Below are 13935 nucleotides of genomic sequence, written 5' to 3'. Positions count from 1 at the left end.
CCTGCCCCACGGGCCCCAGCAGGTACCCACCGCCGGCGCCCGCGCCTGTCCACGCCTCACCACCCCCGTCGGCCCCCCCGGGTTATCCCGCGGGGGCGCCGACGTATCTGTGCCTCATTTACGCGGGCCGGGCTCGACGATCTCACCCTCGATGGCCCGACCGCCGTCCACCACGACCGGCGGCGGCTCCGGCTGCGGACGTGGCGTCGGTTGCGGCGCGCCCTGGCGCACCCGCACCGTACGCGGCCCGAACAGGTCACCGGCGACCATCGACGACACCCGCCGCTCGGCGGTGCGTTGCACCCCGGCGCGGGCCAGACGACGCAGCGGCGGCACCATCAGCAACAACCCGACCAGGCCACTGACCAGCCCGGGAACCGCCAGCAGCAGCGCACCGGCCAACCCGACAAGGCCGTCGGTGACCTGCCGCCCCGGGGGCTGCCCGGCCTGCGCGGCCGTCCGGAAGCCCCGCCACGCGCGCATCCCCTCACGGCGCAGCAGCACCAACCCCAGCAGAGACGCGGCGAACACCACAAGCACCGCCGCACCGAACCCCACCGCCCGCCCCAACAGGACGAACGCCGCCACCTCCACAAGCACCGCCAGCAGCAGGGCAACCGGTACGAACCTCAGTCCTCGCCGCATCTCACCTCATCGCTAATTTGGGCGGCACACCGACACGCGCCGCACATCCAGCATGACACGGCCGTGCTCACGGCCACCGCACCTGACCTGTGGAGGTGCCGTTGAGGCCACGCCGTACCGCCTGACGGCGGTCCTGCACACCCCACCTGGTGATCCGCCACAACGCCTCGGCGACGATGCGTGGGCTCATCTTGCTGTCCCCGTGCTCCCGCTCGGCGAACGTGATCGGCACCTCGACGATCCGCACACCGGCCTGGTGGGCCAGACGGGACAACTCCACCTGGAACGAGTAGCCCTGGGAGCAGACCGACTCCAGGTCGATGGCGTCCAGGGCGCTGATCCGGTACACCCGGTAGCCGCCCGTCGCGTCGGACACGGGCATGCCCAGCGCGAGGCGCGCGTACAGGTTGCCGCCACGCGACAGCAGCAGACGCCGCAGCGGCCAGTTCACCACCCGCGCCCCGCTGGTCCAGCGGGATCCGATCACCACGTCGGCGTCGCGGGCGGCCTCCAGCAGCGCCGGCAGGTCCTCGGGGGCGTGCGAGCCGTCGGCGTCCATCTCCACGACCGCGTCGTAGCCGCGCTCGCGCGCCCACCCGAAACCGGCCAGGTACGCCGCGCCGAGGCCCTGCTTGCCCTCACGGTGCAGAACCCGCACATGCGGGTCGTTCTCGGCCAGAGCGTCGGCGATCGCGCCGGTGCCGTCGGGGCTGTTGTCGTCGGCGATGAGGATCCGCACGGCGGGCGCGGCACGGCGGACCCGGCCCACGATCGCCGCCACGTTGTCGGCCTCGTTGTAGGTGGGGATCACCACCAGCACCTGACCCACGCCGGGCACCTCGTCGGGTCGCCGGATCGTATCGGTCGCCTGGATCACGGTTCCTCCGCTCCGCCGGCGTACCGGCTGCTGCTATCCGGGCACGACCCGCTGCCGGCGGCGCAGCACCCCCGCGCCGACCAGGGCGGCCACTGCCAACCCGGCCAGGGCCAGCTCCGGCCACCAACCGAGACGGGTGGCGAGGGTCCGTCCGTCGTGCAGCCGCAGCTCCCGCACCACGACCTCCCGGGTGTTGAACCCGGTGGCGTCGCTTACCCGCCCGTCGGGGGCGACGAACCCGGACACCCCGACAGTGGACGCCATCAACGCCGGCCGGCCGTGCTCCACCGCCCGCAACCGCACCATCGCCAACTGCTGGCGGGCCTCGGCCACATCGAACGTCGCGTTGTTCGTCTGCACCACAAGCAGCTGCGCGCCGCCGGTGACGGTGTCGCGGACCACCTCGTCGTAGGCCACCTCGAAGCAGATGACATCACCCAGGACGATCGGGCCGGCGCGTACCACGCCCGGGGTGCTTCCGGGTACGAAGTCGTTGCGGACCAGGTCGACCTTGTCGCTGACCATCCGGGCGATGTCGCGCAGCGGCACGTACTCGGCGAACGGCACCGGGTGCCGCTTCGTGTAGAGCTGCGACATGTCCGCCCCGGTGTCGGGCTGCCACAGGATGCCCGCGTTGCGGACCTGCCCCGGGCCGGGGCCGAGCAGCACCGCGCCGACCAGGATGGGTGCGCGGATCGTGTCGGCGGCCTGGGAGATGCGGGCCCCGGCGGTGGGGTTGCGCAGCGGGTCGATGTCGCTGGAGTTCTCCGGCCACACCACAAGGTCGGGTTGGCGTTGCGTACCGGCGGCGACCTGAGCGGCCAACTCGATTGTGGCGTCGACGTGGTTGTTGAGCACCGCCTGGCGCTGGGCGTTGAAGTCCAGCCCGAGGCGGGGGACGTTGCCCTGCACGATGGCCACGGTGACGGGCGCGCCGCTGCCCGTGGCGGCGAGCGGCACGAGCAGGCCCGCGGCGACCACTGCCACCGCGGCGACGGCCGGCGCGATCACCGGCGCCCACCGCCGCGCGGGCGCAGCCCCGGTAAGGGCGTTGCCGTCCGGCGCGGGGTCGCGCCCGTCGGTGTCGGCTGGTGCGGTGTCGGCTGGTGTTTGGCGGGCGGCCCTGAGGGTGGTCCAGGCGTGCCACGCGGCGGTGACCAGCAGCCCGCCGGTGAGGGCCACCGCGAAGGTGACAAGCGGAGCGCCGCCCAGCGCGGCCAGCCGCAGCAGCGGGGAGTCGTCCTGGCTGAACGCCAGCCGCCCCCACGGGAACCCGCCGAACGGCGTACGGTCGCGCAGCGCCTCCTGCCCGACCCAGAGCAGCCCGGTCAGCGCCGGCCACGCCCAGCGGCCACGGTCGGCCAGCGGCGACACCCAGGCGGTGGCCGCGCCCAGCAGGGCAAGGTAGCCGGCCTGAAGCAGCGACAGCAGCACCCACGGCAGGTAGCCGGTGTGCAGGTTCGTCCAGGACAGCAGCGGCGCGAACAGCGCCACCCCGGTGAGGAAGCCCACGCCGGCGCCGGCGCGCAACCTGCGGCGGTGCGCGGCGGCGGCCAGCAACGCCACCCCGACGGGCGCGAGCGGCCACATCCCGTACGGCGGGAACGCCAACAGCAGCGCCAGACCGGCGACGACGGCCATCGGCGCGGCGACCTTCAGCGGCAGCGGCCGCCCCGCGGCAACCGGAGGCGGCGGCACCGCCGGGGAGTGGGTCTCGTCCCGGTCCAGCATCGTCACCGCAGCATCCCCTCGATCACGGGGCGAAGGCTACCTGGCCGGGCGGCACATCGGCCGCATCGGGCTGCCGGGGACAGACCACCCGGCGGACATGAAATCGGGGCGCGGCTCGCGCCGCGCCCCGATGCTCCCAGGCCCTCCCCGGCCGGTGTGGCGAGGACGAGGAGCGCCGACCTTCGGACCGACCGGACGCGGACTGGCTGCCCCCGCCGGGCCGTTGTCTACTGGCCGTGCACCTCACCCTGCCCGTACACCGGTAACCGCGACCGGTTCGCGCCGCCCCGCCGACCCCCGCCCGCTGGACCTGGCCGCTGCGACGATCACGCTCAACTGTCGCTCGGCCAGCGGACGAAGGGACGAAGCGAACAACAGCCGCTTCCCGTGGTAGGACTCAAAGACGGTACGTGCCGACCCCCGCCTCCTGTCAACCCACCCCCGGCCTGTCGTGTGTTGTACCACGGCGTGTCGGCCGGTGTTTCTCACTGCGTGCCCAGATGGTGGCGCAGCAGTGCCCCCGCCGCCGCCCGGTGCTCCTCGGCGAGCAGCCCGCCGGCGGCTAACACGTAGTCCACGTCCACCACGGCGCGGGCCGCCCGCGGCAGCGCCCACCCGCCGGCGTGGTCGGCGAGGACCGCCGCCAGCACCTCGGCGGACACCGGCGCGGCGGCGTGCCGCAGCACCCCACCGGAGCCCACCAGCAGCCTCACGTCGCGCAGATCCCGGCCGGCGCGTTCCCCGGTGGCGGCCCCACGGGCGTGCCGCCGCAACGCGACGGTCGCGGCGAGCGTGGCGATACGCCGGTCCACGGCCCGCTCGGCGTCGTCGCCGGCCAGGAACGCCGGGTCGGCGGCCCGCCGTTCCGCCGCGACCGCCAGATCGTCGGCGTCGGCGGCGGCCAGCAGCCGCTCCTCGACGGCTGCGCGCACCACACCGGGGGCGCTCCACCGCATACCCAGGTCACCCTCGACGGTGCGGGCCCGCCACAGGCTCCCGGCCACCTCACGGCCCGGCCCAGCGGCCCGCTCGTCGGGGGTGAGCACCGAATACACGTCGGTGGTGGCCCCACCCACGTCGACCACCGCGAGGTCCCCGCCGATCGTGTCGGCGAGCACCTCCACACCGGTGAGCACGGCGTCGGGGGTGGCCGCGCGCACCAACCGGGCGAACCGGCCGCCCTTGGACAACCGTTTACCGCCGATGACGTGGCGCAGGAACACCGCCCGGATCGCCGCCCGCGCCGACGCGGGCGACAGCACACCGATGCGGGGCAGCACGTTGTCCGCGCCCGTCACCGGCACCCCGGCGGCCTCCAACAGCCCTGTCAACTCGTCGCGCACGTCACCGTTGCCCGCCAGCACCACAGGTATCCGGAAGCGGGCCCGGGCCAGCCGTGTGGCGTTGTGGGTGATCGTGTCGGCGTCACCGCCGTCGGTGCCACCCACGAGCAGCACCACATCCGGTCGGGCCGCGCGCAACGCCGCCAGATCTGCCCCACCGAGGCGCCCGGCGGCAACGTGCACCACGTGCGCCCCGGCGGACAACCCGACCCGCCGACCCGCCTGCGCCGTGACCAGCGGCTCGTAGCCGACCACGGCAAGCCGCAGCCCACCGCCGGCCGACGAGCACACGTACCACGGCACGTCACCCACGCCCAGCCCGGCGGTCGCCGCCGCGACCGCGGCGTCCAGGCCCCGCAGCACGTCGCTGCCCACCGTCGTGGGAGCGGCCGCCGCACCCACCAGCACACCGGCGGCCAGATCCACCACGGCCGCCTTGGTGTACGTCGAGCCGACGTCCGCGCAGACCGCCAGGGTCACAGGCCTCCCCTGTTCGCGACTGCGGGGCTCGCAACCCCGGCTCACTCCTCGCGACTCGCACCTGCGGCGGGAACGACCACGGTGCCGGTCGCGGTGACCGCCACGATCGGCGGGTCGAGGACCTCGGCGGCGGACTCGGAGCGGTCCGGGCGGCCCCGGCACACCACCGCGCAGCTCAACTCCAGGGTGCGGCTGCGCGAGCCCACCTTCGACACCCGCGCCGTCACCTCCACCACGTCACCGGCGCGGATCGGCGCGAGGAACCGCACATCGGCGTACCCGGCGAACAGACCCTCGTCGCCGTCGGTACGGATGCACACCTCAGTGGCCACGTCGCCGAACAACCCGAGGGCGTACGCCCCGTCGACGAGGTTGCCGGCGTAGTGGGCGTGCGCGTACGGCACATACCGCCGGTGCGTCACCGTCAACCCGAGCCTGGAGTCGGTCATGCCATCGCCTTCCGCTGCGTGATCAGGGCGTGCACGAGGTAACTGGCCACCTCGCCGGGCGTGGTGCCCCTACCGAAGATCCTGTCCACACCCAACTCGTCGGTCATCGACTCGTCGAACCGGGGACCACCGACGATCAGCAACGGCCGACGGCCCGCCGGCATCGCCTCCCGGAACGCCGCCGACATCTCCCGGGTGTTGTGCAGGTGCGCGTCGCGCTGGGTGACGACCTGCGACACGAGCACCGCGTCGGCCTTCTCCACCCGCGCGGCCTCCACCAGCTCCGGCACACTGACCTGCGCACCCAGGTTGGTGACCTTCAACTCCCGGTAGTACTCCAGGCCCTTCTCCCCCGCGATGCCCTTCACGTTGAGGATCGCGTCGATGCCCACGGTGTGCGCGTCGGTGCCGATGCACGCCCCCACCACCGACAGCTTGCGCCGCAGTCGCTGCTTCACCACAGTGTTGACCTCCTTGGCCGACAGCAGCGCGAAGTCCCGCTCCACCACCTGCACCGCGTCCAGGTCCACCAGGTGGTTCACCCGCCCGTACACGACGAAGAACGTGAACCCGTCGCCCATCGGTTTGGCGTGCACCACCATCGCCGGGTCGATGCCCATCCGGTTGGCCAACTGCACCGCCGCGCCCTCGGCCCGTTTGTCGTGCGGCACCGGCAGCGTGAACGACACCTGCACCATCCCGTCACCTGTGGTGTCCCCGTACGGCCGCACGATCTGCCCACTCACGCCGCCGCCTCCAGGATCTCGGTGGCCGGGTTGCAGTAGTCCGCCTCGTGTGCGGCGACCCCCGCGAGGCCCTTACCCCGGTCAGCGGGCCGTTTCATGATCCCGAACGTGCCCTCGGCGATCGCCGTGAGAAGCGTCTGCTCCCCGATGCGCTCCAACAGGTCCAGCGCCTCACCGAGAACCTGGTTGGCCCGGCGGCGGATGAACCCGCCCGGCGCCGGCACGAAGTCCTCGTGCAACCCGCCGGCCGCGCCCAGCACGTACCGCACGTTCTGCAGGGCGATGTCCCGGTCCGACAGCCACGGCGTCACCACCGCCTCGGTCATCATCCCCACCAGCAGGATGCCCTGCCCGGTCAGCGCGCCCGCAAGGTTGAAGAACCCGTCCAGCAGGTTGCCCCGGAAAACGTCACCTGTCATGTGCTTCGTCGGCGGCATCCACTTCAGTGGCGCATCCGGGAACAACTCCCGGGCCAACAGGGCGTGCGCCAACTCCAACCGGAACGACTCCGGCACCTCCGGGTTGATCTCGAACGCGTGCCCCAGGCCCAACTGCCAGTCCGCCAACCCCGCCTCGTGGGCGAAGAACTCGTTGAGCAGCTGCGAAACCGTCACCGTGTGCGCCTCGTCGACCGCGTCGGCGGTCGTCAGGTAGTTGTCCTCACCGGTGTTGATGATGATCCCCGCGCGAGCGTGCACCTGCCGGGAGAACCGCTGGTCCACGAACGTACGGACCGGGTTGATGTCGCGGAACAGGATCCCGTACATCGAGTCGTTGAGCATCATGTCGAGGCGTTCCAACCCGGCAAGGGTCGCCATCTCCGGCATGCACAACCCCGACGCGTAGTTGGTCAACCGCACGTAGCGGCCCAACTCCTTCGACGACTCGTCCAACGCCGCCCGCATCAGCCGGAAGTTCTCCTGCGTGGCGTACGTGCCCGCGAACCCCTCCCGCGTCGCGCCCTCGGGAACGTAGTCCAGCAGCGACTGCCCCGTGGAGCGGATCACCGCGATCACGTCCGCGCCCGCCCGCGCCGCCGCCTGCGCCTGCGGGATGTCCTCGTAGATGTCGCCGGTCGCCACGATCAGGTAGATCCACGGCCGCTGCGCCGGGTCACCGTGCCGCTTGACGAGCCGGTCCCGCTCCGCACGTCGCCTGTCGATGCGCCGTACACCTGCTCCGACGGCCTTGCGCGCCGCGGACCGGGCTGTCGTCGCGGCCCGGCCGGTCGGCACGGCGAAACGCACCGACCCGGCAGCCGCCTTCTGCGCCAGCAACGTCACGTCGGTGATGCCCTCACGGGCGAGGGCGTCGAACACCGGTACCGCCACACCGTGGCCCAACCCGATGTCCGCGACGACCGCGTCGACGAGCCGGTTCACCCACGGAATGCCGTCCGGGTCGGCGCCGCTCACCCCGGCCAGCCGCAGCACGGCCCTCTCCACCGACACAGTGGTGTGGCTACGGGCCAGGTCCACCACCGGCTGTCCGGCCCGACGCGCCAACTCCCGCGCCCGCGCCACAAGCACCGGATCAAGATCAAGCTTTCCGGTCACGCCACACCGCTCATCTGCTCGCTCACGACGACCCTTCCTCGTAGATGACCTCACCGCGCAGCACCAGACGCCGGCACACAGGCAGCGGCGTCGGATCGTCCGGACCCCGCAACTCCGGATCCTCGGCCAGCAACACCGGCAGACCCCGATCCACACCTGCCGGCGTCGACCACACCGCGAACGTCGCCGGCGCCCCCAACGCCAGCACCCCCTCGACGTCCAGGTGCACCGCCCGCCACCCACCACGGGTGTGCGCCGCGAACGCCGACCGCACACCCATCCGCTGCGCCGGATTGTGGTGCGCCGCCGCCGCCCGCACCGACCCCCACGGATCCAGCGGCGTCACCGGCGAATCCGACCCGAACGCCAACGCCACACCCACCGAATGCATCGCACCCATCGGGTTGGACTCCAACGACCGGTCCAACCCCAACCGCGACTCGTACATCCGGCCCGCGCCACCCCACAACCTGTCGAACGCCGGCTGCATGCTCGCCACGACCCCGTACTCCACGAACCCGGCGATCAACCGCTTACTCATGATCTCCGCGTGCTCGATGCGGTGCCGAGCAGCCCGCAGCCGCTCCACACCCACCGCCCGCGCCGCCGCCGCGAAACCGTCGAGAACCGTGCCGATCGCCGCGTCACCGATCGCGTGGAACCCTCCCTGCATGCCATGCGCCGCACAGTCCAGCAGATGATCACGCACCTGCTCCGCCGACAGGTACCCGTGCCCACACCCGTCACCATCGCCGTACGGCTGCGACACGTGCGCCGTCCGCGACCCCAACGCCCCATCGGCGAACAGGTCACCACCAGCGCCCACCGCACCCAACTCCCGGGCCCGCGCCGCGCCACCCAGCTCACCCCAGTACCCGTACACCTCCGGCAACCCATCACCGGAGATGCCCAGCAGACCGGTGAAGTCCTCCTCGTCGGAGATCTCCGGCCCACCGCACTCGTGCACCGCCGCGATACCCAGCGACGCCGCGTGCGCGAGCGCCACCCGCTGCGCGGCCACCCGCTGCGCACGACTCACCGACCCCTGCGCCGCCGCCCGCACCACATGATGCGCGTCGCGCCGCAACCAACCCGACGCGTCGAAGCCGGCCGCGTCGGCCGCCTGCGGGCACGCCGCCAGCAGCGCCGACGACACCAACGCCGAATGGATCGACGCCTGCGACAGATACACCCGCCGACCGTCGGCCGCCCGGTCCAGCGCCGCCGCATCCGGCAACGTCGCGTCCGACCAGCCCGACTCGTCCCAGCCGTGCCCCAACACCACAGCGTCCACCGGCAGCCCCGCCGCGTACGTTGCCACCGCGTCGAGCAACTGCCCCGCCGACCGCACCCCGGACAACTCCAGCCCGGACAGCGTCAACCCGGTGTCGGTGGCATGCACGTGGGCGTCGACGAACGCCGGCGTCACCAGCGCACCATCGAGATCCACCACCCGGTCGGCAGGCGGCGCGTCACCGTCAATGCCCAACCAGGCGATCCGCCCACCGGAGACCAACAGCGCGGTAGCGCTCGGATCAGCGGGACAGTGCAGCACACCGCCGCGGTACAACGTCGAGGGGTTCGTCATGACCTCAGTCTGCCGCCACCCGCGCCGCGAAGAGCCGACGCACCCCCGGCTCGGCACGCAGCAACCCCAACGCCAACTCCGCGTGCCCCGGCACGTAGCCGTTGCCCACAAGCATCGTCACGTCCGCCGCCAACCCCTCGGCGCCCAACGCCGCCGCGGAGAAGCTCGTCGCCATCGAGAAGAAGACCACAGTGCCACCGTCAGCCGTGGACAGCACCGCACCGTGCTCGCAGCCCGGCACGTCCACGCACACCACAGTGACGTCCGCCGGAGCGCCAAGCGCCGTCGTCACCGCCGTCGACAATCCCACCGGATCCCGCGCGTCGGCCAACGCCACCACCGAAGCAAGATCAGCCGCCACCAGCGCGTCCCGCTCCGCCGCGACCGGCACCACCCCGACGGTACGCGCCGCACCCGCGCGCCGCGCCGCCGCCAACGACAGCGACCCGCTCTTGCCCGCCCCGCCGATGACCGCCACCCGCACCGGCGTCGGATCACCGGCATGGCGCCGGTCCTCGACGTAGCGCGCCACCACCCGCGCGGTCAACGCGGGCGCCCCACACACGTCGAGCACGGCCAGGGACAACTGCGGGTCCTCGTCCTCGGGCAGCACCGCAGCGATGGAACGGGCGAACAGGATCGCCCACCCGTCGCACGGCACCTGCTCGCTGCGCCCGTCCCAGCGGGCCAACCCGTCGGTCACCACAAGCGGCGTCAACGTCAACGACACGAGCGTGGCGACCCGCTCCCCCGCCTTGAGCCCCAGCGGGGAACGCCGACCCGCCTCCTCGACAGTGCCGATCAGCATCCCGCCGGAACCGGTCACCGGGTTCTGCATCTTGCCCCGCGTCGAGATGATCTCCAGCACCTCGGCGCGGACAGCGTCCCCGTCGCCACCGTGCTTCTCCGACAACTGCCGGAAGCTCGCCGCGTCCAGATTCAGCCGCTGCACCCGGATCCGCACCTCGTTCGGCGCGATCGCGGCGGACGCGTCAAGCCGCCAGGCCGCCTGCGGCAGCACCCCCGCTGGCTCCACGACGCGGTGCAGTCCCACCGGTGACGTCACGCCGACCTCCCCTGTCCAGCCGTCCGAAGCCCTGGTCAAGGCTCGCGTAACGGGAAAACTTACGGCAGACTAATTTCTTTGCCGGATATTTTCCAGTAGCCTTCGAGCCTCATGATCAGCCGCGAGCACCGAGGAGGGGCCGTGACCCAGACCCAACCGGTCGAGACCATCGCTCAACCACGTCACGCCCCGGTCGCCGCGCCGACCGCCGGGCAGCCCTACGAATACCGCCGCCGCCCTCTCGTCGAACCCGACTGGACCCGCTTCCCCGGCTGGCGCCACGTCACCCGCGACCAGTGGGAATCCGCCCAGTGGCAACGCGTCAACTGCGTCAAGAACGTCAAGCAACTACGCGCCGTCCTCGGCGACCTCGTCGACGAGAGCTTCTACGCCGACGTCCAGGCCGACCAGCAGGCACTGGCCACCATGTCGATGCTCGTACCACCACAAATGATCAACACGATGGTGCCGTTCGCGCCCCCCACCACCGAGGCGCTGCTCGCCGACCCCATCCGCCGCTACATGATCCCGGTGGCCTCCGACCGCCGCACCGACTGGCCGTCCCACCCCTACGCCAGCCGTGACTCCCTGCACGAGCACGACATGTGGGTCGCCGAAGGCCTCACCCACCGCTACCCCACAAAGGTCCTCGCCGAGCTGCTCTCCACCTGCCCGCAGTACTGCGGCCACTGCACCCGCATGGACCTCGTCGGCAACTCCACCCCCGCCGTCGACAAACTCAAGCTCACCCTCAAGCCCGTCGACCGCTACGACGCCCACATCAGCTACCTGAAGGCCCACCCCGGCGTCCGCGACGTCGTCGTCTCCGGCGGCGACGTGGCAAACGTCCCCTGGCGCAACCTCGAGTCGTACCTCATGCGCCTGCTGGAGATCGAAACCATCCGCGACATCCGGCTCGCCACCAAGGCACTCATGGGCCTCCCCCAGCACTGGCTCCAGCCCGACGTCGTCGAGGGCCTGGAGCGTGTGGCCCGAACCGCCGCCCGCCGCGGCGTCAACCTCGCCATCCACACCCACGTCAACCACGCCCAGTCGCTCACCCCACTTGTCGCCAAGGCCGCACAGACCGCCCTCGACGTCGGCGTACGCGACGTCCGCAACCAGGGCGTCCTCATGCGCGGCGTCAACGCCACCACACCCGAGTTGCTCGACCTCTGCTTCGCACTTCAGGGCGAAGCCGGGATCCTGCCGTACTACTTCTACATGTGCGACATGATCCCCAACGCCGAGCACTGGCGGGTCCCCGTCTGGCACGCCCAGCAACTCCAGCACGACATCATGGGCTACCTGCCCGGCTACGCCACCCCCCGCATCGTCTGCGACGTGCCCTTCGTCGGGAAACGGTGGGTGCACATGCTCACCGACTACGACCGCGACCGCGGCATCTCCTACTGGACCAAGAACTACCGGACCTCCATCGAGTCTGCAGACCTGGAGGCGCTCAACAAGCGCTACGCCTACTACGACCCGATCGACACCCTGCCGGACAGCGGGCAGCAGTGGTGGACCGACCACCGCGACGACTGACCCACCGCCCGACGCCCTTGACGTCCTCGGCGAGCATGTTGTCGTCCCGTCCCGTCCCGGGGCGCGTCGGGTGCTGCGGACCGGGCCGCGGCCGTCGGCGGAGGCCGTGGCCGCCGTGGCCGCCGTGGCCGCCACGGCCTCCATGACGCCTATGACGGCCGACAGCGGAGGCCGTCATAGGCGTCACTCGTCGTAGGCGTCGGCCGCAGCCGCCGGGGTAGGTCTGCGGTGAGCGTGATACCTCTGCGTCATCAATATGACGCAGAGGTATCACGCTCACCGCTATCCAGCCCGCCATCCCCGCCATCGCTGGCACGGCTGGCGCGAGCGGCATACGGCCCCGGCGGCACGGTCAACCCGCCGCTTGCGTCCCCCATGGGCGACCGGCGACCGGCGACCGACAGCCGTGCGGCGCGCATCGGCAGCGGCATCGGCGTCCGGCTGTCGGTGGCGGATGAGGACCCTCAGCCGGCACCGCACGCACCGCACGCTCCGCGCCGATCCGGGGCAGCCGTCAGACACTCAGGCGCCGGCCAGAACCTCCGACAGCGGCGCTGGCACCAGGCCCCGCTCACGTAACCCGGCCAGGATGTGCGGCAACGCCTCGTCGGTCATCGAGGCGTTCGCCTCGGTCACGTGCATGATCACGACCGACCCGGGGCGCGCCTTTTCGAGCACCGCGCGCACCAGCGGCTGCCAGGACTTGGCGAACGGGTCACCGCTGACCACGTCACCGTCGACCACCGTCAACCCCAGCGGAGCGAGCGCGTCAAGCGCGGCCTTGTCGTGGCACAGGCCCGGAAAGCGGAAGTACCGGGTCTGTCGACCCCCGTACGGCTCGATCACCCGGAACGTCTTCGCCACGTCCTCGGTCATGGCACTCGCCGGCAGCCGGGGCAGGTCGTAGCAGTCCCCCGTGAACGCCAGATGGCCGTACGTGTGATTGGCCAGCTCGAAGCGCGGATTGCCGGCGATCCGCCGGGTCACCTCCGGATAGCGCTGCACCCACTTGCCGGTCAGGAAGAACGTCGCGGGTACCTGCTCCCGCTCCAACAGGTCGAGGATGCGCAGGTTGGCGTACGACCGCACCCGCCCGCTGCGCAGGCTGTGCAGCATCCCGTCGGTCATGTCCGCGTCGAACGTCAACGCGACCCGGTTGCCGACACGCGGCCCGTGATCGACGACCGGTGGCCTGGTCCCCGTCGGCGTCGCACCCGGAACACCAGCCGGCCGCGGGCTCACCGGCGCCGAGACAGCGCCCGACGGCGAGACAGAAAACCCCGGGTCCGGGGCCGCCGGAGCAGAGACCGCCGAGGCCGAAGCGCCCGACGGTGCCACCGACGGGGTGACCGAAGCACCGGACGGGCTCACGAAGACCGGCGACGACGCCCGGGAGGGCGGGGCCCCGCACCCTGCGACACCGAGCACGGCACCTGCCGCCAGAACACCGGTCAGAAGCCGGAGCCGAAAGTGGATCACGCAGCGGATCATGGCAGACATGAACGGGACTCGGTGTCCCCCGCTCAGCCACCTACACCGAACCGCCCCGCGGCGCGTACATGATGACGGCGACACCCAGCAGGCAGAGCGCCGCGCCGGTGACGTCCCACCGGTCCGGGCGGAAACCGTCAACCACCATCGCCCAGCCCAACGAGCCCGCCACGAACACCCCGCCGTACGCCGCCAGGATCCGGCCGAAGTTCGCATCCGGCTGGAACGTCGCCACGAAGCCGTAGCAGCCCAACGCCACCACACCGGCGGCGATCCACCACAGGCCGCGCTGCTCCCGCCAGCCCTGCCAGACCAGCCAGGCGCCACCGATCTCGGCCAGCGCCGCGAGCGCGAACAACACGAGCGAACGGAGCACTGTCACTCAGCGACAGTAGCCGCAGCACCACGGGCCCCC

12 protein-coding genes are annotated in these 13935 nt (G+C 71.9%); 1 reads left to right on the top strand and 11 read right to left on the bottom strand.

Annotated features, from left to right (window positions below):
• Positions 1 to 114 precede the first annotated feature (114 nt).
• From ACLQ23_RS05685 to ACLQ23_RS05645, 9 genes are all read right to left on the bottom strand, one after another.
• On the bottom strand, positions 115 to 645 hold the full coding sequence (locus ACLQ23_RS05685; protein WP_425880403.1) for an FxsA family protein: 531 nt from the start codon (positions 643 to 645) through the stop codon (positions 115 to 117).
• Between the two features lie 67 nt (positions 646 to 712).
• Positions 713 to 1522 (bottom strand): polyprenol monophosphomannose synthase, encoded by an 810-nt coding sequence (locus ACLQ23_RS05680; RefSeq protein ID WP_053661226.1) that lies wholly within the window; start codon positions 1520 to 1522, stop codon positions 713 to 715.
• Positions 1523 to 1555: 33 nt separating this feature from the next.
• Positions 1556 to 3253: an apolipoprotein N-acyltransferase gene (lnt, locus tag ACLQ23_RS05675; RefSeq protein WP_387157355.1), complete on the bottom strand. Its 1698-nt coding sequence runs from the start codon at positions 3251 to 3253 to the stop codon at positions 1556 to 1558.
• Between the two features lie 485 nt (positions 3254 to 3738).
• Positions 3739 to 5076, bottom strand: coding sequence for a glutamate mutase L (locus ACLQ23_RS05670; protein ID WP_334549842.1), 1338 nt, complete (start codon positions 5074 to 5076; stop codon positions 3739 to 3741).
• A gap of 41 nt (positions 5077 to 5117) precedes the next feature.
• Complete coding sequence (locus tag ACLQ23_RS05665) at positions 5118 to 5525, bottom strand: hotdog domain-containing protein (RefSeq protein ID WP_053661229.1); 408 nt, start codon at positions 5523 to 5525, stop codon at positions 5118 to 5120.
• Positions 5522 to 6271 (bottom strand): OAM dimerization domain-containing protein, encoded by a 750-nt coding sequence (locus ACLQ23_RS05660; RefSeq protein WP_082377749.1) that lies wholly within the window; start codon positions 6269 to 6271, stop codon positions 5522 to 5524. Before ACLQ23_RS05660 ends, ACLQ23_RS05665 begins: the two co-directional genes overlap by 4 nt.
• A complete protein-coding gene (locus tag ACLQ23_RS05655; RefSeq protein WP_425880402.1) occupies positions 6268 to 7827 on the bottom strand; it encodes a lysine 5,6-aminomutase subunit alpha in 1560 nt (519 codons plus the stop codon). The genes ACLQ23_RS05660 and ACLQ23_RS05655 overlap by 4 nt, the downstream gene beginning before the upstream one ends.
• 22 nt (positions 7828 to 7849) lie before the next feature.
• Positions 7850 to 9415 (bottom strand): amidohydrolase, encoded by a 1566-nt coding sequence (locus tag ACLQ23_RS05650; RefSeq protein ID WP_053661234.1) that lies wholly within the window; start codon positions 9413 to 9415, stop codon positions 7850 to 7852.
• 4 nt (positions 9416 to 9419) lie between these two features.
• Positions 9420 to 10469, bottom strand: a complete 1050-nt coding sequence (locus ACLQ23_RS05645) for a zinc-binding alcohol dehydrogenase (protein WP_355632789.1) — start codon at positions 10467 to 10469, stop codon at positions 9420 to 9422.
• Between the two features lie 153 nt (positions 10470 to 10622).
• On the opposite strand from ACLQ23_RS05645, the gene ACLQ23_RS05640 reads away from it, so the two are divergent.
• On the top strand, positions 10623 to 12029 hold the full coding sequence (locus ACLQ23_RS05640) for a KamA family radical SAM protein (protein ID WP_355594583.1): 1407 nt from the start codon (positions 10623 to 10625) through the stop codon (positions 12027 to 12029).
• 522 nt (positions 12030 to 12551) lie between these two features.
• Here ACLQ23_RS05640 and ACLQ23_RS05635 read toward each other — a convergent pair.
• Together ACLQ23_RS05635 and ACLQ23_RS05630 are read right to left on the bottom strand one after the other, a co-directional pair.
• Positions 12552 to 13271, bottom strand: a complete 720-nt coding sequence (locus ACLQ23_RS05635) for a polysaccharide deacetylase family protein (protein WP_355594585.1) — start codon at positions 13269 to 13271, stop codon at positions 12552 to 12554.
• 289 nt (positions 13272 to 13560) lie between these two features.
• Positions 13561 to 13902 (bottom strand): YnfA family protein, encoded by a 342-nt coding sequence (locus tag ACLQ23_RS05630; protein ID WP_347660959.1) that lies wholly within the window; start codon positions 13900 to 13902, stop codon positions 13561 to 13563.
• Positions 13903 to 13935: the final 33 nt, after the last annotated feature.

Source organism: Micromonospora sp. DT41, assembly GCF_049841715.1.
GTDB lineage: Bacteria > Actinomycetota > Actinomycetes > Mycobacteriales > Micromonosporaceae > Micromonospora > Micromonospora profundi.
The sequence above is the reverse complement of the archived record's forward strand: the minus strand, read 5'-3'. Positions and strand labels throughout refer to the sequence as shown.

What these genes read in the sequence shown, in the direction of transcription:
- lnt (WP_387157355.1), bottom strand. Translation starts at nt 3,253, where the DNA reads ATGCTGGACCGGGACGAGACCCACTCCCCGGCGGTGCCGCCGCCTCCG.
- ACLQ23_RS05650 (WP_053661234.1), bottom strand. Translation starts at nt 9,415, where the DNA reads ATGACGAACCCCTCGACGTTGTACCGCGGCGGTGTGCTGCACTGTCCC.
- ACLQ23_RS05685 (WP_425880403.1), bottom strand. Translation starts at nt 645, where the DNA reads ATGCGGCGAGGACTGAGGTTCGTACCGGTTGCCCTGCTGCTGGCGGTG.
- ACLQ23_RS05665 (WP_053661229.1), bottom strand. Translation starts at nt 5,525, where the DNA reads ATGACCGACTCCAGGCTCGGGTTGACGGTGACGCACCGGCGGTATGTG.